This window comes from Pseudomonas sp. Irchel 3H3 (assembly GCF_900187635.1).
Classification (GTDB): domain Bacteria; phylum Pseudomonadota; class Gammaproteobacteria; order Pseudomonadales; family Pseudomonadaceae; genus Aquipseudomonas.
The window spans coordinates 86330-105848 of sequence record NZ_FYEC01000012.1 but is presented as its reverse complement, the minus strand read 5'-3'; the positions used below and the strand labels follow the sequence as shown (position 1 = coordinate 105848).

At 61.6% G+C, this 19519-nt stretch carries 19 protein-coding genes and 1 riboswitch; of the genes, 12 read left to right on the top strand and 7 right to left on the bottom strand.

Annotated features, from left to right (window positions below; all coding sequences use genetic code 11):
• Window positions 1-350: 350 nt before the first annotated feature.
• Complete coding sequence (locus tag CKW24_RS15140; RefSeq protein ID WP_095168987.1) at window positions 351-584, bottom strand: hypothetical protein; 234 nt, start codon at window positions 582-584, stop codon at window positions 351-353.
• 182 nt (window positions 585-766) lie between these two features.
• On the opposite strand from CKW24_RS15140, the gene CKW24_RS15135 reads away from it, so the two are divergent.
• On the top strand, window positions 767-1351 hold the full coding sequence (locus tag CKW24_RS15135) for a YajG family lipoprotein (RefSeq protein ID WP_095168986.1): 585 nt from the start codon (window positions 767-769) through the stop codon (window positions 1349-1351).
• Between the two features lie 70 nt (window positions 1352-1421).
• Here the strand turns inward: CKW24_RS15135 and CKW24_RS15130 are convergent, their stop codons facing one another.
• Window positions 1422-1628 carry a hypothetical protein gene (locus CKW24_RS15130; RefSeq protein ID WP_095168985.1) on the bottom strand — a complete coding sequence of 69 codons (207 nt, stop codon included), beginning with the start codon at window positions 1626-1628 and terminating at the stop codon, window positions 1422-1424.
• Between the two features lie 174 nt (window positions 1629-1802).
• Between CKW24_RS15130 and CKW24_RS15125 the strand changes: the two genes are divergently transcribed.
• On the top strand, window positions 1803-2087 hold the full coding sequence (locus CKW24_RS15125) for a hypothetical protein (RefSeq protein WP_095168984.1): 285 nt from the start codon (window positions 1803-1805) through the stop codon (window positions 2085-2087).
• Between the two features lie 54 nt (window positions 2088-2141).
• Here the strand turns inward: CKW24_RS15125 and CKW24_RS15120 are convergent, their stop codons facing one another.
• Entirely contained in the window at window positions 2142-3308 is a 1167-nt protein-coding gene (locus CKW24_RS15120; protein WP_095168983.1) for a 1-acyl-sn-glycerol-3-phosphate acyltransferase, read from the bottom strand.
• 140 nt (window positions 3309-3448) lie between these two features.
• On the opposite strand from CKW24_RS15120, the gene CKW24_RS15115 reads away from it, so the two are divergent.
• The 4 genes from CKW24_RS15115 to CKW24_RS15100 all read left to right on the top strand — a co-directional run bounded on the left by CKW24_RS15115 (window position 3449) and on the right by CKW24_RS15100 (window position 5489).
• Complete coding sequence (locus CKW24_RS15115; RefSeq protein WP_095168982.1) at window positions 3449-3631, top strand: CPXCG motif-containing cysteine-rich protein; 183 nt, start codon at window positions 3449-3451, stop codon at window positions 3629-3631.
• A 12-nt stretch (window positions 3632-3643) separates the two neighbouring features.
• Entirely contained in the window at window positions 3644-3904 is a 261-nt protein-coding gene (locus tag CKW24_RS15110) for a putative signal transducing protein (protein ID WP_095168981.1), read from the top strand.
• Between the two features lie 35 nt (window positions 3905-3939).
• Entirely contained in the window at window positions 3940-4560 is a 621-nt protein-coding gene (locus CKW24_RS15105) for an SOS response-associated peptidase (protein ID WP_095168980.1), read from the top strand.
• A gap of 110 nt (window positions 4561-4670) precedes the next feature.
• Entirely contained in the window at window positions 4671-5489 is an 819-nt protein-coding gene (locus CKW24_RS15100; RefSeq protein WP_095168979.1) for a M48 family metallopeptidase, read from the top strand.
• A 36-nt stretch (window positions 5490-5525) separates the two neighbouring features.
• Here the strand turns inward: CKW24_RS15100 and CKW24_RS15095 are convergent, their stop codons facing one another.
• From CKW24_RS15095 to CKW24_RS15085, 3 genes are all read right to left on the bottom strand, one after another.
• The gene (locus tag CKW24_RS15095) at window positions 5526-6110 is read right to left on the bottom strand and encodes a TMEM165/GDT1 family protein (protein ID WP_095168978.1); all 585 of its coding nucleotides are present in this window, start codon (window positions 6108-6110) and stop codon (window positions 5526-5528) included.
• An 89-nt stretch (window positions 6111-6199) separates the two neighbouring features.
• Window positions 6200-6321, bottom strand: a riboswitch (yybP-ykoY riboswitch).
• A gap of 52 nt (window positions 6322-6373) precedes the next feature.
• Window positions 6374-7372 carry a class I SAM-dependent methyltransferase gene (locus CKW24_RS15090; RefSeq protein ID WP_095168977.1) on the bottom strand — a complete coding sequence of 333 codons (999 nt, stop codon included), beginning with the start codon at window positions 7370-7372 and terminating at the stop codon, window positions 6374-6376.
• Window positions 7373-7405: 33 nt separating this feature from the next.
• Window positions 7406-8371, bottom strand: a complete 966-nt coding sequence (locus CKW24_RS15085; RefSeq protein ID WP_095168976.1) for a 2-hydroxyacid dehydrogenase — start codon at window positions 8369-8371, stop codon at window positions 7406-7408.
• A gap of 91 nt (window positions 8372-8462) precedes the next feature.
• On the opposite strand from CKW24_RS15085, the gene CKW24_RS15080 reads away from it, so the two are divergent.
• Window positions 8463-9092, top strand: a complete 630-nt coding sequence (locus tag CKW24_RS15080) for a LysE family translocator (RefSeq protein WP_095168975.1) — start codon at window positions 8463-8465, stop codon at window positions 9090-9092.
• Here CKW24_RS15080 and CKW24_RS15075 read toward each other — a convergent pair.
• Window positions 9076-9849 carry a helix-turn-helix domain-containing protein gene (locus CKW24_RS15075; protein WP_095168974.1) on the bottom strand — a complete coding sequence of 258 codons (774 nt, stop codon included), beginning with the start codon at window positions 9847-9849 and terminating at the stop codon, window positions 9076-9078. The two genes, CKW24_RS15080 and CKW24_RS15075, sit on opposite strands and share 17 nt — an antisense overlap.
• 86 nt (window positions 9850-9935) lie before the next feature.
• Here CKW24_RS15075 and CKW24_RS15070 point away from each other — a divergent pair, with 86 nt between their 5' ends.
• The 5 genes from CKW24_RS15070 (at window position 9936) to CKW24_RS15050 (ending at window position 19515) form a co-directional block, all read left to right on the top strand.
• Window positions 9936-11120 carry an MFS transporter gene (locus tag CKW24_RS15070; protein ID WP_095168973.1) on the top strand — a complete coding sequence of 395 codons (1185 nt, stop codon included), beginning with the start codon at window positions 9936-9938 and terminating at the stop codon, window positions 11118-11120.
• A gap of 149 nt (window positions 11121-11269) precedes the next feature.
• A complete protein-coding gene (locus CKW24_RS15065; protein ID WP_095168972.1) occupies window positions 11270-12952 on the top strand; it encodes a fatty acid--CoA ligase in 1683 nt (560 codons plus the stop codon).
• Between the two features lie 337 nt (window positions 12953-13289).
• Window positions 13290-15161: a DUF1302 domain-containing protein gene (locus tag CKW24_RS15060; RefSeq protein ID WP_095168971.1), complete on the top strand. Its 1872-nt coding sequence runs from the start codon at window positions 13290-13292 to the stop codon at window positions 15159-15161.
• A 27-nt stretch (window positions 15162-15188) separates the two neighbouring features.
• A complete protein-coding gene (locus tag CKW24_RS15055) occupies window positions 15189-16553 on the top strand; it encodes a DUF1329 domain-containing protein (RefSeq protein WP_095168970.1) in 1365 nt (454 codons plus the stop codon).
• Window positions 16554-16776: 223 nt separating this feature from the next.
• A complete protein-coding gene (locus tag CKW24_RS15050) occupies window positions 16777-19515 on the top strand; it encodes a LuxR C-terminal-related transcriptional regulator (protein WP_095168969.1) in 2739 nt (912 codons plus the stop codon).
• Window positions 19516-19519 lie beyond the last annotated feature (4 nt).

Genomic DNA, 19519 nt, shown 5'->3' with positions numbered 1-19519 from the left:
AAGTTGTGAAAACCCGTTTTTTCACGCTCTTTTGAAGACGTGAACCTCAAAAAGGGCTATCTGCGCCTGGCACCGGACCCGCGTTAAAAACGGGCAAACAGCTCAGTGGCCGAGCGTCATGACAGCTCTGCAGATTCGCGAAAAGTGGTGGTTTGCAAGATAAACAGCAAGCTCGCCAGCTTCACTCGATCTGTGTGGGCGGCTCTCTGTGGGCGGTGCGGGGGTGCCAATACGCAGGTATCAGCGGTGCTGCGAGGCCCGATCAGGAGACGTCCTTATAATCGGGGGGAGATTGTAGCGAAGAAACGCAGGGAAATGGTCGTGTTTAATGACTTTTATTAGCCGTTCGGTCAGCCGGCCAGTGCCGAGTGCAACCTGAGGCGACGAATGCGCGGGCTCAGGCGGGCGCTGGCGGGCAGTGGCTGGTGCAACCAGTGGGGGCGAATCTCGTTGATTTCGACCCAGCCATCGCCCATCGGAGGCATCTGGCAGTGCTTGAATGCTAGGCAGCGTTCGGCGCTGTCGAGTCGGGCGAAGTAACGATAGGTGCGGCGTGGAGCGAAAAGCGACCAGAGAAAATGCATGGCGATGCCCTCGTTCAGTGACAGCGTTGAAGTTAGCAGTGTGGCATGACACTCCCGTGACCGAGCAGTCGCGCGCGATGACATTGCACAAGTCTTCAGCCGGTGTTCAGGGTTGCTGGTTTGCAGCCGGTGCCGACCGCTATACTGCGCGTCTGTCTGTGCCTGATTCTGGAGAGAAACGCATGTTGCAACGCCTGTTGTTCGGTTTGATCACTGTGACCAGTTTGACCCTGGTTGGCTGCGCCCACAGCCCGCAACAACTCGCCCCGGAGCCGAAGCTGACGACTCAGTTGGCACCGGTCGGGCGTGGCCAGCCGGTGGTGGTGAAGGTGGTGGACGGTCGTCCGTCGCCGACCCTGGGCACCCGTGGTGGTTTGTACCCTGAAACCAGCGCGATCACAGTGCAGAGCGCGCAGATCCTGCCCAAGCTACAGGCCCAGGCCGAAGCAGCTGTGCGGCTGCTGGGCTTCACCCCGACCGCCAATGCGCTGAATGCCCCGCAGTTGACGGTGACCCTGGCGGAACTGAAGTATCAGTCGCCCAAGGAAGGCATGTACGTGACCGAGGCCACCATTGGCGCGACCTTCCGCTCTGATGTGCAGAACGCCGGTCGCCGTTACAGCGGGCGTTACGGTGCCTCGCTGGACCAGCGCTTTGGCATGGCGCCGAACCAGGAGACCAACACCAAGCTGGTCAGCGATGTGTTGAGTGATGCGTTGACCCGCCTGTTCAAGGACCCGACTGTGGGTCAGATCCTGGCCGAGTAACGCTTTGTAGTGCGTTTACCAAACCCGGTGCCAGTCATGGCCCGGGTTTTTTAATGTCTGTGGGAGCCGCTCACGCTGCCTGCGAATAGAAATCCAGCACGCTCACTCCGGTCAGCAGGTCGGTTTCCGGCAAGTCGGCATGCTGGTGTCCGCCCAGGGCGCAATACACCAGCCAGTGACGATCCTGGACATTGAAGGCCAGGCTGCCGACGAGGGCCTGTTGTTCGTCGGTTGGGGTGATGAGGTACAGGCGGTCCTGGTTTTCGGCGTGCAGCATGACAAGCTCCGTGTCGGTTTCGAGGGGCGACAGACTGGCGTATTTAGATGACGAAGCCGTGACGCAGAACATTAGTCAGGCAGATGTTTCGTTTTTTGTCGGAAAGCCCGGGCAGACAGTGCGGGTTTGGGTAGAATTCGCGCCGCGCATGCCCTGTTTCGATTGAGGTCCACGATGTCACTGCAACTCTGGTCGCTGTTTTCCGCTCATCCCGCCAAGCTGATCAACCTCCTCGCACTGCTGTTCGCCTGCCCGGGTGGTTGGCTGCTTCACTCGACCCGTCGCCGCGAGCAACAGGCGCGGGCCAGCCTGGCAGCCCAGGCCGGGCGTGCCAGTGCCGACAACCAGATGCATCTGGCGAGCATCGCCACCTTGCGCATGAATCGGGTCTTCTATGCTTTTGGTTTCGCCTGCCTGGGCCTGGCGCTGCTGGTGTCGTGGATCAGCACCCGGGTCTGATGCACAGATAAAAAAACGGCGCTCAAGGCGCCGTTTATTATTGCCGGCAGAGCCCTACAGGGGGAGCCCGGCCTTGACCCGATACTGGTTACGCACAGGGGTGGCGTACTGCAGCACCAGGAACGGACGGTGCTCCTCGGGGCACGCCGCGAGGCGGTCTTGCCATTCTTGCCGGGCCTTGGCCAGTTCGTCGGCCGGGAACAGCTCGGCGGCACTCGGCACGCTCAATTGTGGGTCGGCGTCCTGCCACTGGGCGTAGGCCAGGTGGTGCACCGGGAACAGGCGGTAGCCACCGAGAATCTGCCGGTCCATCTCGATTGCCAATTGCTTGGTGTCTTCGAATCGCTCGCTGATCGGCGCGGCAAAGTTCACGTGGACCCGGCCCTTGTAGCCGGTAATGCCCTTGGCGATGCTTACGTCATCTTCGCCGGGCTCCTTGGTGTAGCTGCCGGTGGTGGCGCGGATGTACAGCTCGCGAGCCTTGGCCTGGTCGCACGGGTCGTACTCGTAGCTGATCGAGACCGGGGTCAGGTTCAGCGACAGGATCACCTCGGCAAACGGCTCGTCCTTGCGGCTCATGTGGAACATCTTGAGGATTGCCGATTCGGTACGGTCGTCACCGTCCTTGGCGCGGCCTTCGGCCTGGGCGATCCAGATCGATTGGCAATCGTTGCGAATCGAGTGGTTGATATACGCCGACAGCAATTGATAGGCCGCCATCTTCTCCCGTCGACCGCTGATGGAGCGGTGCACGATGAAGCTCTTGTTCAGGCGCATCAGGTCGCTGACGAAGGGCTTTTGCAGCAGGTTGTCGCCAATCGCGATGCGCGGCGTGGGCAGGCCTGCGTGATAGATCGCGTAATTGACGAAGGCCGGGTCCATCACGATGTCGCGATGGTTGGCCAGGAACAGATAGGCACTGCCGGACTTGAATTGCTCGACACCGGTATAGGTCACGCCGTCGGTGGCGCGCTCGATGGTGTGGTCGACATAGAACTCGACTTTGTCCTGCAAAGTGGCAACCGAGCTGACACCCGCGAACTCACGGCGCAGCCGATGAGCTATAAGGGGTTTGAGCATCCAGCCCAAGGCGCCGGCAAACCGCGGAAAGCGAAAGTGGGTGAGGATATCTAGAAACGCCTTGTCGCTCAGCAGCCGTGCCAGCACCGCTGGGACTTCGCTGTCGTCGTAAGGTCGGATGGCATCGAATTCGCCCATCATGCTCTCTTGTTAGAAACGGCTAGGGTAAGTAATGGATTGGATCAAATCCACACAGGGTACGGTCTGAAAAATCTGCTCAAACAAAAATAGCCCTGCAAATAGACCGGCGATTATACGCACAAGTCACTTGGGAGACCGCGATGCTGGAAACCGAGCACTATGAGTGCCCTTATTGTGGTGAAGACGCCGAAGCGGTCCTGGATTTGTCCGGGGGCGACCAGACGTATGTCGAGGACTGCCCGGTGTGTTGTCGGCCGATAGTGTTCACGCTGCAGACCGATGGTCAGGAATGGATGCTCGAAGTTCACAGTGAAAACGAGTGAGGAGTGGCCTCTATGCAGCGCATCTACGAGCCGGAAAACCTGATGGAAGGTGAGTTGCTGCAAGGGATGCTGGCCAGCGAAGGGGTCGAGGCCCATCTGGTGGGGCGTGATCTGCTCGGGGCGGCAGGGGAGTTGCCGGTGTTCGGCCTGCTGGGCCTGGCGGTGGATAATGATCAGGCGCAATACGCCCGTGAGCTGATCGCCGCGTACAATGCGGCGTTGCCGATGCCCGGCGACGAACCGGATAGCTTCCCGGGCGTGCTGGTCTGTTAGGCTGACGTTCGTTTGATCAAGAGTCGTGTTGCCCCATGTGTGGACGTTTTGCCCTGTTTCGCTGGAACCCCGCGTTCGCGGCCTTGCCCGGTTTTCCGGCCGATCAGCAGGCGCAGTGGAATATTTCGCCGAATGCTTCGGTGCTGATCCTGCGTGCCGAAGCCGGTGAGCGCACGTTGGCACGTGCCCGTTGGGGTTTGACGCCGCCCTGGCTGACTGACCTGTCGAAGACGCCGGCCCATGCCCGGGCGGAAACTGTCGCCGAACAGCCGATGTTTCGTGAGGCCTTCCGTCAGCGGCGCTGCCTGCTGCCGGCCAACGGTTTTTACGAATGGCGCGGCACCGCGCGCAAGCGCCCGTATTGGCTGACTCCGGGTGAGGGATCGTCGCTGTTTTTTGCGGCCATCTGGGAAGCCTATCCAGTGCAGGAACAACTGTGGTTGAGCACGGCGGTGATTACCCAACCGGCGGCCAGCCAACGGCGACCATTGATTCTCGACGCAGCCGGCCAGGAGGCCTGGCTTGACCCGCAGACTCCGCTGCATGCCCTGCAGGCACTGCTTGCCAGCGAGCCCGCGGCCCTGCGTGAGCGGGTCCTGGCGAACCTGGTCAATGACCCCAAGCTCAATGCCCCGGAGTGCCTGACCCCAGGTTGAGTCGCTGCGCCACGTTTCACTCGGTAAATGATGGGTTGCGCGTCTGTTACATCTGGCGCCGACTCCCGCCACCGCCTACGATACGCGCCATGTTTTCAGGGAGTGTATTCATGAACAAGAATTGGGTTGTGTGCGCGCTGGGCGTCAGTCTGTTGCTCAGTGGTTGTCAGTCGGTCAACACCACCAGCGGTGGGGCCGTGGGCGTAGAGCGCTCGCAGTGGATGTTCAGCATGCTGTCGACCGATGAGGTCAACCAGATGTACGCCCAGTCTTACCAGAAGACCGTGGGCGAGGCGGGCAGCAAGGGCGTGCTGGACAGGACCAGCAGTGATGCCAAACGGGTCCAGGCCATCGCCACTCGTCTGATCGCCCAGGCGCCGGTATTCCGTCCGGATTCGGCGCAGTGGAAGTGGGAAGTCAACCTGATCAAGAGTGATGAACTCAACGCCAACTGCGGTCCTGGCGGCAAGATCATTTTCTACACCGGGCTGATCGATACGCTGAAACTTAACGACGATGAAATCGCCGCGATCATGGGCCATGAAATCGCCCACGCCCTGCGCGAGCATGGCCGTGAAGCGATGTCCAAGGCCTATGGCATCGAAATGGCCAAGCAGGGCGCGGGTGCCTTGCTCGGTCTGGGCCAGGACACCCTGGCCCTGGCCGATACCGTGGCCAACTACGGCATGACCTTGCCCAACAGCCGGGCCAACGAGAACGAAGCCGACCTGATCGGCCTGGAGCTGGCGGCCCGTGCCGGCTATGACCCGAACGCCGCGATCACCTTGTGGAACAAGATGAGCAAACTGAACGAGGGCGCGCCGCCGGAGTTCATGAGTACGCACCCGGCCTCGGCCAGCCGGATTTCCTCGTTGCAGGCGGCGATTCCGAAAGTCATGCCGCTGTATCAGCAAGCCAAGAAGTCCTGAGGAGTGTGCGGCGCTTGTAGCGCCGCGCCATCCGTCTTAAACCCAGCCACTGCTCTGCATCGCCTTGTACACCGCGACGATCGCCAGGATCAGGAATGCCGATGCCGCCAGGCGTCGGATCAGGGTCAGGGGCAGTTTGTCTGCGGCAAAGTTGCCCGCCAGCACCACCGGTACGTTGGCGATCAGCATGCCGACGGTGGTGCCGATGATCACCAGCCACAGTTCAGGGTATTGCGCTGCGAGCATCACCGTGGCGACCTGGGTCTTGTCCCCCATCTCCGCCAGGAAGAACGCGATCAGCGTGGTCAGGAACGGCCCGAACTTGCGGGCGGTGCTGGTCTCGTCGTCATCCATCTTGTCCGGCACCAGGGTCCACAGCGCGGTGGCGGCAAAGCTGGCGGCGAGAATCCAGTGCAGGGTCGCATCCGAGAAGAAGCTGCCGAACCAGGCACCCACGGCGCCAGCGGCGGCGTGGTTGGCCAGGGTCGCGGCGACAATGCCGGCGATGATCGGCCAGGGTTTGCGGAAGCGGGCGGCGAGAATAAGCGCGAGCAGTTGCGTCTTGTCGCCGATTTCGGCCAAGGCAACGATTGCGGTAGGAACGAGTAGCGAATCCAGCATCAGGGTTTTCCTAAGGGGCGGGTCGACACGGCTATGACACGTACAGCCTTCCCGCCCCGGGTAAGGTGTGCGTGTCATAGGTCTTGTCAAACCCTGCGGTCCGTCTGTGCGGACGCTTGGGTCGCATACGCCATGGCCTGTTGACCAAGTATGTTGACGTATGCCGGACGAGCATGGCGCTCGTGGGAGACTACTCCCCTAGGACGGAGCGGATTCTGCCTAGGCAAAATCCATTCGGCAAGCCTTCTTTTTCATCCGGTGTTTCAGCCGCGCTTGGCCCGGTAGATGCGGAAACCCTGTCCTTCGGCCTTGATCGAGCACTGCCCCAAGTGCTCTTCGATCAGCGGCTGGTACTTCAGGAAACTGTTGGCTACCAGTCGTAGTTCGCCGCCAGTTTTCAGATGTTTAACCGCTTTTCGCAGCAAGTTTTCCGTGGCGAAGTAGTCCGTGTGGACACCTACATGGAACGGTGGATTGCTCAGGATCGCACTCAATCCCATGGGGGCAGCGTCGATGCCATCGCCGGTCAGGACTTCGGCTTCAAGACCATTGGCTGCCAGGGTCAGGCGGCTGCTGGCGGCGGCAAAGGCGTCGACGTCGAGTAGGGTCACGGTGTTGTGCGGATAACGGCGCTTGACCGCCGCGCCCAGTACGCCGGCACCACAACCGAAGTCCAGCAGATGGCCGCTGGGCAGCTTGTCGAGATGCTCGAGCAGCAGGGCACTGCCGCGATCCAGTCGACCGTGGCTGAACACGCCCGGCAGGCTAATGACCGTCAACGGGCCTTCGGCCAGCGGCAACTCATACGTCTGTGCCAGGCTTTCCAGGGACTTGGCTTGAGGTGCATTGGCCACGGTCACTTGCCACAACTGGCAGTGCCGCGCGCTGTCGAGCTTGCGTGGTTTACCGAATGGGTTGAGCTGCTTGGCGGCGCCTTCGATGCCGCTGCGTTTTTCCCCCACCAGGTACAGTTCACAACCGGCCAGGCGCGAGGCGAGGGCGTTGAGGATGTAGTCGGTCAGGTCCTTGGACTTGGGCAGGAACAGCACCGCCGTTGCAAACTCACGCGTGGGCGCGTTCACCCCGAAATGGCTGCGCTCGGCAAAACGCGCGTCCAGGGCCGCCTGATCGCCGGCGTGCCAGCACCAGCCATGGGCGTCGGGCAACTTTCCCAGCAAGTCGTCGGCAGGCAAACCGGCCAGCAGCACGTTGCCTTGAAACAATTCAGCCTGTCGAAGCAGTACTTCACTGCGCGGATCCATACTCTGCTCCTAGAAAAAAAGTGCGGCAGTTTATCAACTGACGACCCGCAGCGGTGTACCGCTGAAAAAGCCCCGGGCATTTTCGCGCAACTGGCCGACGATCCGCTGGCGCGCTTCGCGGCTGCCCCAGGCGTTGTGCGGGGTGACGATCAGGCGCGGGATATCGCTGGCCAGCAGCGGATTGCCGGCGGTCGGCGGCTCGACGCTCAGCACATCGCTGGCTGCCCCTCCCAGATGGCCACTGCGCAAGGCATCGGCTAACGCCTGTTCATCGATCAGGCCTCCGCGCGCCGTGTTGACCACGAAAGCGCCGGGCTTGAGCAGCGCCAGTTCGCGGGCGCCAATGAAGTGGCGAGTGTGTTCGTTGAGCGGGCAGTGCAGGGTCAGGGCGTCGACCTGGGGCAGCAACTCATCCAGCGGCATCCGGTCGATCCGGGCTGGGCGGCCGGGAAGCTGGCCCGAGACCACCCGCATGCCAAAGGCTTCGGCCAGTCGCGCCACCGCACCGCCCAGTTCGCCGTGGCCGAGCAGGCCGAGGGTTTTGCCCTGCAACTCGACAATCGGGTAGTCCAGCAGGCAGAACTGTTTGGCCTGCTGCCAGCGGCCTGCGTCGACGGCTTTGCGATAGTCACCCAGGCGGGTAGCCAGGTTGAGCAGCAGCATGATCGTGTGCTGGGCCACCGACGGTGTGCCGTAGCCCTGGCAGTTGCACACGGTAATCCCCTGGGCGCGGGCGGCGGCGAGGTCGACGTTATTGGTACCGGTGGCGGTGATCAGGATCAGTTTCAGGTCCGGATTGGCGGCCATGGCACTGGCATCGATCATTATCTTGTTGGTGATCGCCACCGTGGCGCCTTGCAGGCGTTCGGCCACTTGTCCGGGTTCGGTCTGGGCGAACAGTTGCAGTTCGCTGAAGCAGTCGCGCAATGCACTGAGGTCGAGGTCGCCCAAGTCCAGTGATGGGTGATCAAGGAAAACGGCGCGGCGATTGTTCGTCATTAACTGTACCTTTTGCGCGTGAGTCTGAAGGCGTAATCTGCCGAGCCTACCAGATGAAATAAATAGTTACGCTTGCCCTCAAGGAGCTCCAATGTACTGGACAGAGTTTTTGACCGTTGCCCTGATTCACCTGCTGGCCGTCGCAAGTCCCGGTCCGGACTTTGCCGTGGTGGTGCGCGAGGCCGTGACCCACGGTCGGCGCGCGGGTACCTGGACGGCGTTGGGGGTAGGCAGCGCGATCTTCCTGCACGTGGGTTACTCGTTGCTGGGCATCGGCTTGATCGTGTCGCAGTCGATCGTGCTGTTCAACGCCCTGAAGTGGCTGGCGGCGGCCTACTTGCTGTACATCGGCTACAAGGCCCTGCGCGCGCAGCCGGCCAAGCCAGCCACTGAAGACCTGCACAAGGAAGCCGGCGTTCGTACGGCGCGCGGCGCCTTTACCTCGGGCTTCGTCACCAACGGCCTGAACCCCAAGGCCACGCTGTTCTTCCTGTCCCTGTTCACCGTGGTGATCAACCCGCATACGCCGCTGTCGATTCAGGCCGGCTATGGCATCTACCTGGCCGTGGCGACTGCCATCTGGTTCTGCCTGGTGGCGATGCTGTTCAGCCAGCAGCGAGTGCGCGCCGGTTTTGCCCGCATGGGGCACTGGTTCGACCGCATGATGGGGGTGGTGCTGATCGCCATCGGTGTGAAGCTGGCCTTTACCGAGATGCATTGATCGCGCTGAGCTGATTCAGCGCGCCGAGGTATTCCCGGGGGTTGTGCCCCAGCAACCGCCGGAACATCGCGCTGAAGGCTCGGGCACTGCCATAGCCCAATTGATCGGCAACGCTCTGCACGCTTTGCCCGGCGATCAGTCGCGGCAGGGCTTCCATCAGGCGCAGTTGCTGGCGCCAGGCGTTGAAACTCATCTTCAACTGTTGCTGGAACAGTCGCGCCAGGGTGCGTGAACTGGCGCCGACCTGTTGCGCCCAATCTTCCAGGGTATTGGGATGGTCGGGAGTTTGCAGCAGGGCCATGCAGATCCCTTGCAAGCGTCGGTCCTCGGGCATGGGGATGTGCAGCGGGAGGTTTTCCAGGCCGGCAATTTCTTCGAGCATCAACTGTTGGATCAGCGGGTTCTTTGCATGGCGGGGGGCTTGCACCGCCTTCAGGATCAGCTCGCGCAGCAACGGGGTGACGGCCAGTACGCAGCATTGGCTGAGGTTGGCGGGCGACAGTTCGGGGTCAATGAACAGCGAGCGCATGCACACCTTGCCCGACATGAAGATCTCGTGCTCGATCCACGGTGCAATCCACACCGCCCGTGTCGGCGGAATCACCCACGCACCTTGGGCCGTGACCACGCGCATGGTGCCGCACATGGCGTACAGCAATTGCGCCTCGCGATGGATATGTCGCTCCTGATGCGCGCCATCCGGGTAATCCCGCGGATGGGCGCTGACCGGGCCATGGTGGAAGTGGCTGATTAACATTGTCTGATTCGATGAGTTTGTTGTCAGGAATGCGTGTTATTGCCAACTTAGCATAACGCCACACCCTCAACGAATAGTGTGCCGCCATGCATCAACCCAGAAATGTCATCCGCTACATCAACGCCGCCCATGTGATCGACCACATGTTCATGCTGATTTTCCCCGCCGCCGTGCTGGGCATGACCGAGGTCTTTGGCCTGGACTACGCCGCCATGATCGGCCTGTCCCTGGGTGGGTTCATTGCCTTTGGTGCCTGTTCGCTGCCGGCGGGTTGGCTGGGCGACCACTGGAGCCGACGCCAGATGATGCTGGTGTTTTTCTTCGGGATTGGCGCCTCGGCGATTTTCACCGGTCTGAGCAGCTCTGCGCCGATGCTGGTCCTGGGGTTGACGCTGATCGGGGTGTTTGCTGCGATTTATCACCCGGTGGGCACTGCGATGCTGGTGGCCTACGCCCAGAACCGAGGCCGGGAAATTGGCATCAACGGCATGTGGGGCAATCTGGGGGTGGCGTTTTCGGCCTTGGTCACCGGTTTGCTGGTGGCGCAGTTTGGCTGGCGTTCGGCGTTTATCCTGCCGGGTGTCGCCGCCATCGCCCTGGGCATCGGCTTTGCCTTGCAGGTACGCGAGGAGCCGATTCCCGTGCGCGCCCATGCCCCGCTCAAGGGCGCCGCGGGCCAGCGGATCTCCATGGTCATGGTGTTCGGGGTACTGGCCCTGGCTACCGCCACGGGTGGCGTGGTGTTCAATGCCACGACCATGACCTATCCGAAGTTGTTCCAGGAACGCCTGCATGACCTGTTCGCCTCACCGCAAACCCTTGGGGTGGTGGTCAGCCTGGCTTACGCCTTTGGCGCGGTGGCGCAGTTGAGTATCGGTCGGGTGTTGCATCGCTTCAGCCTGAAATGGCCGTTCATGCTCCTCACCCTGTGCCAGGCCCCGCTGTTGTTTGCCATGGCTTATGTCGAGGGCTCGGCCGTCATAGTGCTGGGTGCCGCCTTCATGTTCGTGGTGTTCGGGCAGGTCACGGTGAATGACGCGATGGTCGCCAACTTCGTTGCGCCGCAATGGCAATCGCGGGTGTTCGCCTTGCGCTACTGCCTGTCCTTCGGTGCCAGCGCCACGGCCATCCCATTGATTGCCTTTGTCGAGCCCCGCCAGGGTTTTGTCGGGCTGTACCTGATCCTGGCCGGTTTTGCTGCTTTGACCTTCCTCTCGGCGCTGATATTCCCACGCACACCGGCCGAGGCAGCAGTAGGACAAGCGGCCTGACGGAGGGCGTCTTTTCCACAGCGGTGCTGGCTTAGAGCCAGCATTTGCCCTGTTCTCAAATCATTCCTTTGGCTGATTTAGCGCGCGTCCAGGCTGACTAAAGTGCAGTCTTTACGCCAAGACCGTGCAGTCAGATGAAAGGGATGCTTATGTTGCAGACTCGCGTTATTCCGCCAGCCGAAGGTGCTTATCGATACCCGCTGTTGATCAAGCGATTGCTGATGTCGGGCAGTCGGTATGAGAAAACCCGCGAGATTGTCTACCGCGACCAGTTGCGCTACAGCTATCCGACCCTGATCGAGCGCGTCGCGCGGCTGGCCAACGTGCTGACGGCGGCAGGGGTCAAGGCCGGTGATACCGTGGCGGTGATGGACTGGGACAGCCATCGTTACCTGGAATGCATGTTCGCCATCCCGATGATCGGCGCGGTGATCCACACCATCAACGTTCGCCTGTCGCCTGAGCAGATCCTCTACACCATGAACCACGCCGAGGACCGCTTCGTGCTGGTCAACAGTGAGTTCGTCGGGTTGTACCAGGCCATCGCCGGGCACCTGACCACGGTGGAGAAAACCCTCCTGCTCACCGACTTGCCGCAAAAGACTGCCGAGCTGCCAAACCTGGTGGGTGAGTACGAGCAACTGCTGGCGGGGGCGAGCCCGCAGTACGATTTCGCCGACTTCGATGAGAACTCGGTAGCGACTACCTTCTACACCACCGGCACCACCGGCAACCCCAAGGGGGTGTACTTCACCCACCGGCAACTGGTGCTGCACACCATGGGCGTGTCGACGATCATGGGCAGCATCGACAGCGTGCGCCTGCTGGGGACCAACGATGTGTACATGCCCATCACCCCGATGTTCCACGTCCACGCCTGGGGCCTGCCTTATGTGGCCACCATGCTTGGCCTCAAGCAGGTCTACCCTGGCCGTTACGACCCGGAATACCTGGTGGAGCTGTGGCGCAAGGAAAAAGTCAGCTTCTCCCACTGCGTACCGACCATCCTGCAAATGCTGCTCAACTCCAAGGCGGCGCAAAACACCGATTTTGCGGGCTGGAAAATCGTCATTGGCGGCAGCGCGCTGAACCGTGCGCTGTACGAAGCGGCCAAGGCCAAGGGGATTCAGCTCACTGCGGCCTACGGCATGTCGGAAACCGGGCCGCTGGTGTCCTGTGCCCACCTCAACGATGAGTTGATGGCCGGTACCGAGGACGAACGCACCACCTACCGGATCAAGGCCGGGGTGCCGGTGCCATTGGTGGATGCGGCAGTAATCGACGCCGAGGGTAACTTTCTGCCGGCCGATGGCGAGTCCCAGGGCGAGTTGGTGCTGCGCGCACCGTGGCTCACCGAAGGTTATTTCAACGAGCCGCAGAAGGGCGCAGAACTCTGGGCCGGGGGCTGGCTGCATACCGGGGACGTCGCGACCCTGGACAGCATGGGAGTGATCGACATCCGCGACCGGATCAAGGACGTGATCAAGACCGGCGGCGAGTGGATCTCGTCCCTGGACCTCGAGGACTTGATCAGCCGGCACGTGGCGGTACGTGAAGTAGCAGTAGTGGGCATTCCCGATCCGCAGTGGGGAGAGCGCCCGTTTGCCTTGTTGGTGATCCGTGAGGGCCACGTGATTGGGGCCAAGGAACTCAAGGAGCACCTCAAGCCATTCGTCGAATTGGGCCACCTGAGCAAGTGGGCCATCCCGAGTCAGATCGCCCTTGTTACGGAAATTCCCAAGACCAGTGTCGGCAAGCTCGACAAGAAACGCATTCGCCTCGACATCACACAGTGGCAGGCCAACAACAGCACCTTCCTGTCGACGCTTTAAGTCTCCTGTGTCGTGCCCGAAAGGGCACGACACGCCCACCAAGCAAGCGCTTGGCTTGTTAATTCCGAATTTTCAGCCATCCTTGCCGTGCCGGCATCTGCCGGACTGGCAGAAGGACCGTTCCAGAGTGGTTGGGGGCTGCAAATCACACTTTAGAGGGATCAAGCAGTACAGCCTGCTGGATATAGTCCGTTCAAGGATTTTTAAGAGCGAGACGCACGCACGAACAGGGGCGATGCAACTTTGGATGACTTCGCGAGCGCATGGCTCACTGTCCTCCAGAGCGTTTTTAAAAGTGCTCACTGCCATAACAATAAAAGCACATGGAGTAGCGTCGATGACATCAGTAAACCAGTTCTGGCGCCGGGCGAAACTGCCCTTGGCGGTCAGTCTCGCCTCTACGCTCGCCGGGCCTGCATTCGGCGTCAGTTTCAACGTTGGTGAAATCGAAGGTCAATTCGACTCGTCCCTCTCGTTGGGCATGAGTGTGTCGACCCAATCGCCAAACAAGAACCTCATCGGCGTCAACAACGGTGGGCACGGTCTGTCCCAGACCTCCGATGACGGCCACTTGAACTTCAAGAGCGGGCAAGCGTTCTCGAAGATCTTCAAAGGCATTCATGACCTTGAACTGAAGTACGGTGACACCGGCGTGTTTGTCCGGGGCAAGTACTGGTATGACTTCGCGCTGCAGAACGAGGAGCTGGAATTCAAGGACGTCAGCAACGACAACCGCAAGGAAGGCGCCAAGTCCTCCGGCGGGCAGATCCTCGACGCCTTCGTCTACCACAACTACGCGATTGCCGATCAGCCGGGCTCCGTGCGTCTGGGCAAACAGGTGGTCAGTTGGGGTGAGAGTACCTTCATCGGCGGCGGCATCAACTCCATCAACCCGATCGATGTGTCCGCATTCCGTCGTCCGGGTGCCGAGATCAAGGAAGGCCTGATCCCGGTCAACATGTTCTACGTGTCCCAGAGCCTGACCGAAAACCTCTCGGCCGAGGCGTTCTATCAACTGGAATGGGACCAGACCGTTGTCGATAACTGCGGCACCTTCTTCTCCCAGCCGGACATCGTCGCCGACGGTTGCGACAACAACCTGCGCGTACTGAACAAGCGCTCGACCCTGCCGGCTGCAGCCCTGGGCCCAGCAGCTGCACTGGGTGTCGACGTCAACGAGGAAGGCGTGCTGGTACGTCGCGGTCCGGACCGCGATGCACGGGACAGCGGCCAGTGGGGCGCATCCTTCAAGTACATGTTCGACCCGCTGGACACCGAGTTCGGTGCTTACTTCATGAACTACCACAGCCGGGCACCAATCTTCAGCGCCACCGGTGGCCCGCAATCGATTTACAACCTTGCCTCGTCGCTTCAGGGGCCGATCGCCCGTCTGGCGCCATTGCTGGTAGCAGGTAACTCGCAGTATTTCATCGAGTATCCGGAGGATATTCGTCTGTACGGCCTGAGCTTCTCCACCACTTTGCCAACCGGTACGGCGTGGCAAGGCGAGGTCAGCTACCGTCCTAACGCACCGGTGCAACTGAACTCCACGGATATCCTCTTTGCCGGTGTGACGCCGTTGCCGGGCTATCAAAACGCATCGCTCTTGCAGGGCACTCCGGGTAGTGACCTGCACGGCTACCGCCGCAAGGAAGTGACTCAGTTCCAGACTACCTTGACGCACTTCTTCGACCAGGTCATGGGCGCCAGCCGCCTGACCCTGGTGGGTGAAGTCGGCGTGACCCACGTTGGCGGGCTGGAAAGCACCTCGGACGTGCGTTATGGCCGTGACCCTGTCTACGGTCCGGGCGAACTGCCAGGCGGCACTTGCCAGGCCCTCAACGCCAGCACCATTGCCGGTGCAGGTCCGGGTGCTGCGACCAACAACGCCACGCGCAATTGCACCGACGAAGGTTTCACCACCTCGACCTCCTGGGGCTACCGTGGTCGTGCGATCTGGGATTACAACGACGTATTCGCCGGGGTCAACCTCAAGCCGAACGTGGCCTGGTCCCATGACGTCAGCGGCTACTCGCCTGGTCCTGGCGGCAACTTCGAGGAGGGTCGCAAGGCCGTCAGCCTGGGTCTGGATGCCGAGTACCAGAACACCTACACCGCGAGCCTGGCCTACACCAACTTCTTCGACGGCAAGTACACCACCGTGGATGACCGTGACTTCGTCGCGCTCAGCGTCGGCGTGAACTTCTAAGCACTGCTTCTTCAGGACGAACAAGAAATGAAAATAACCAAGAATCTGGTGTACGTCGCAGGACTGGGGCTTTCGTTGCTGGCGACCGGCGTCATGGGCGCCGTTCCGGCAGCCGAAGCCGATAAGCTGGGCAAGAGCCTGACGCCGATGGGCGCAGAAATGACCGGCAATGCCGACGGCTCGATTCCGAGCTGGAAACCCCTGGCCAAGAATGCCGGCACGGTAGACAGCAAGGGCTTCCTGTCCAATCCCTATGCCAGCGAGCAACCGCTGTTCACCATCACCGCGCAGAACGTCGACAAGTACAAGGAAAAGCTGGCGCCGGGCCAATACGCGATGTTCAAGCGTTACCCGGAAACCTTCAAGATGCCGGTGTACACCTCTCACCGTGGCGCCACCGTGCCGCCTGAAGTGTTCGCGTCCATCAAGCGCAACGCCACCAACACCACCCTTGTATCGGGTGGCAACGGCCTGGAAAACTTCGAAACGGCCGTGCCGTTCCCAATCCCGAAAACCGGTGTGGAAGTGATCTGGAACCACATCACCCGCTACCGTGGTGGCAGCGTGACCCGCCTGGTCACCCAGGCCACGCCGCAAGCCAACGGCTCCTACAGCCTGGTGTACTTCCAGGACCAGTTCGTGTTCCGCGACAAAATGAAGGACTACGACCCGAAAAACCCGGGCAACATCCTGTTCTACTTCAAGCAGAAAGTAACCGCGCCGGCGCGTCTGGCTGGTGGTGTGCTGCTGGTCCACGAGACCCTCGACCAGGTCAAGGAGCCGCGTTCGGCGTGGGTCTACAATGCCGGCCAGCGTCGTGTGCGCCGTGCCCCGCAAGTGTCCTATGATGGCCCGGGTACTGCAGCCGACGGCCTGCGGACCTCCGACAACCTGGACATGTTCAACGGTGCACCGGACCGCTACGACTGGAAGCTCGAAGGCAAGAAAGAGATGTACATCGCCTCCGACAGCTACAAGCTTGACGATCCTAAGCTCAAGTACTCCGACATCATCAAGGCCGGGCACATCAACCAGGACCTGGCCCGCTACGAGCTGCGCCGCGTGTGGCATGTGGTTGCGACCCTGAAGGAAGGCCAGCGTCACATCTACGCCAAGCGTGACTTCTACATCGACGAAGACACCTGGCAAGCCGCGGTAATCGACCACTACGACGGTCGTGGTCAACTGTGGCGCGTGGCCGAAGCCCATGCCCAGGACTACTACGACAAACAAGTGCCGTGGTATGCCCTGGAAACCCTCTACGACCTGCAGTCCGGCCGTTACCTGGCACTGGGCATGAAGAACGAAGAGAAACAGGCTTACGACTTCGGCTTCACCGCCACCACCAGCGATTTCACCCCGGCCGCACTGCGTCAGGAAGGTGTTCGCTAATACGCTGCACCAGAGGCCGCATCCTCGAAAAACGCCCCGACTGGTTCGGGGCGTTTTTTTTGCCTTGGATAAAGTGATCGACACCCACCGAATCGGTGACGACGCCAGAGGGCGCTCAGACTTTTTGTAGCCATTTGTAGCAATTGCCTTCAAACCCTGGCGGTTTGCCGCTAGTCTGCGGACATCTGCAATGCCGACAACAGCACTTCAATAAGAGTTGGCTATGACTGACCTGTTCCGAATCCACAGCCCTCCTGGCCCGGCCGTACCGATGCTGGAAGGACGCTTTTACCGCCCCCCCTTGCCCGACGGCCACATTCTGCGGCCGCGGTTGTGCGAGCGGCTGAGTGCCGGTTTGACCGGGCGACTGCTGTTGGTCAGCGCCCCGGCCGGGTTTGGTAAAAGCTCACTGGCGGTGGAGTTCTGCCAGAGCCTGCCGGACCACTGGCAAAGCCTGTGGCTGGGACTCAGCCCGCGAGACAATGACCCGGGGCGTTTTCTCGAGCGGTTGCTCGAAGGCCTGCAGCACTATTTCCCTCGGCTGGGCGCCCAGGCCCTGGGCCTGCTGAAAATGCGCCAGCGTCATCAACCGTTCGCCTTCGAAGAGTGGCTGGACGGGCTACTCGACGAATTGGCGGTCCAGCTCTCGCCCAGCGCCCCATTGTTGCTGGTGCTGGATGACTATCACCTGGCCCAGGGCCCGGTGCTGGACCGCTGCCTGCAGTTTTTCCTCAATCACCTGCCCGATGGCCTGCTGGTGCTGGTGACCAGTCGCCAGCGGCCAGACTGGCACCTGGCTCGTTTACGCCTGTCGCGGCAATTACTCGAACTGCACGAGCAGGACCTGCGCCTGACGCACGACGAATCCCTGGCCCTATTGAACCGGCACAGCAGTTCGCTGCGTGGCGAGGCGCTGGAAAGCCTGATTGAGCGCAGCGAAGGCTGGGTGGCGGGGCTACGCTTCTGGTTGCTCGCGGCGTCGGAAGCCGGCAATGGCGCAACACTGCCACCGCCACTGCACGGTGGTGAAGGGCTGATCCGCGACTACCTGCTCGAAGAAGTCATTGATTGCCTGCCCGCCGAGGTCCAGGCCTTCCTCTACGACACCGCGCCCCAGGAGCGCTTTTGCAGCGAACTGTGCGACGCGGTGCGCGAAGCCCACGACAGTGCGCAAATCCTGCGTTACCTGCTGTCCCACCAGGTGTTCCTGGTCCCGCTCGACGAGCAGGGGCACTGGTTCCGCTATCACCACCTGTTTTCCGACCTGCTGCGCAGCCGCCCGACCGTTAACGCCATGGTGCCCGTCGCCAGCCTGCACCTGCGGGCGTGTCGCTGGTTCAATGCCCAGGGCCTGCTCGACGAAGCCGTAGAGCAGGCCTTGCGGGCCGGGCACTTGGATGTGGCGGCGAACCTGGTGCAAAACCTGTCCGAAGAACAACTGCTGGCCGAACAGAACGTCGGCATGTTGCTGCGCTGGAAAATGGACTTGCCCGACAGCCTGCTGGTCAGCACCCCACGGCTGATCGTGCTGTACAGCTGGGCCCTGGGCCTGGCCTGCCAGCTGGATGCTGCGCAAGAGTTGGCCAGCCACCTCAGCCGGTTCCTGCCGGCGCCTTCGGCCACTGCGCAAAAATCCATGTTGGCGCAATGGTTGGCCTTGAGCGGGATCATCGCCCGTGGCCGCGGCCAGCGCGACTTGACCTTGCTGTACTGCACCGAGGCCCTGCAAAGCCTGCCGCACAAACGCTATGGCCAGCGGCTGATGTGCCTGTCGACCCTGTCCAACCTGGCCATCGCCGACGCCGACCTGTGGCGTGCCCGAGAGCTGAACCGCGAATCCCTGGAGCTGGCACAACGGGTCGGCAATCCCCTGTTCGAAGCGCTGGCCCATTACGACCGCGCCCGGGTGCTGCAGGCGCGAGGGGAAATCCTGCGCGCCCTGGACGAAGTCCACCAGGGCCAGCAACGCTTGCAGGGCCTGTCGCCGCAACGGCTGTATGCGGTGCGCGCGCGCCTGACCCTGTACGAAGGCTTCCTGCTGGTCCTGCGCCTGCAACCCGAACTCGGGCTTGCCCGCCTGCACGCCGGCCTGACGGAAGCACGGGCCTGCCGCGACATCAGCGTGCTGATCGGCCACAGTGTGATCGCCCGGCTGGAAGGCAGCCGGGGCGAGTTTGCCAAGGCGTTCGCCGAACTGGCCGAGGCCGAGCGGCTGATGCACATCTGGGACGTGCCGCCGATCTACTACCTGGCCATGCTGACCTTGGTCAAATGTGAACTGTGGCTGGCCCAGGGGCGTACCGACCTGGCCGGCGCCTGGCTGACACGCCTGGGCCAGACCTACAACGGAGAACAGGCCGCGGCGCCCCCCGAATTCCACCCGCAAATGCCCCTGCACATCGAGTTGCAGCAAGCCCTGCTGGAGTCGATGCAAAACCAGCCAATGCTGGCCGAAGGGCGTCTCAATGTCTTGTTCGAGCATGGGCAAAAGAGTGGGCGGCAGATGCTCAGCGTGATGGCGCTGATTCAGAAAGTCAGCCTGTTGCTGGGCCATGGGCGCGAGCCAGAAGCACGTCGGGCCATGGCCCAGGCGTTCGAGGCCGCCAGCGGTGGCGTGTTGCAGCCTTTTGATGGGTTATTGCGCGAGCGACCGGACTGGCTGCGTGAGCAACTGGCCCACTGTCCACCCACGGCTCTGCGCCAGAGCCTGATGGAACACTTGCCTCACGTCGCGATTCGCGAAAGCGTTGAGAGCCAACCCGGCGGCGAAGCCCTCAGTGTTCGTGAGCAAGCGGTGCTGCAACTGATTGCCCGGGGCTGTTCGAACCAGGAAATCAGCGATCAGTTGTTCATCTCGTTGCACACGGTGAAAACCCACGCCAGCCACATCAACAGCAAGCTCGGCGTCGAGCGTCGCACCCAGGCCGTGGCCCGGGCGAAAGAACTGGGACTGTTGGCCTGACCAG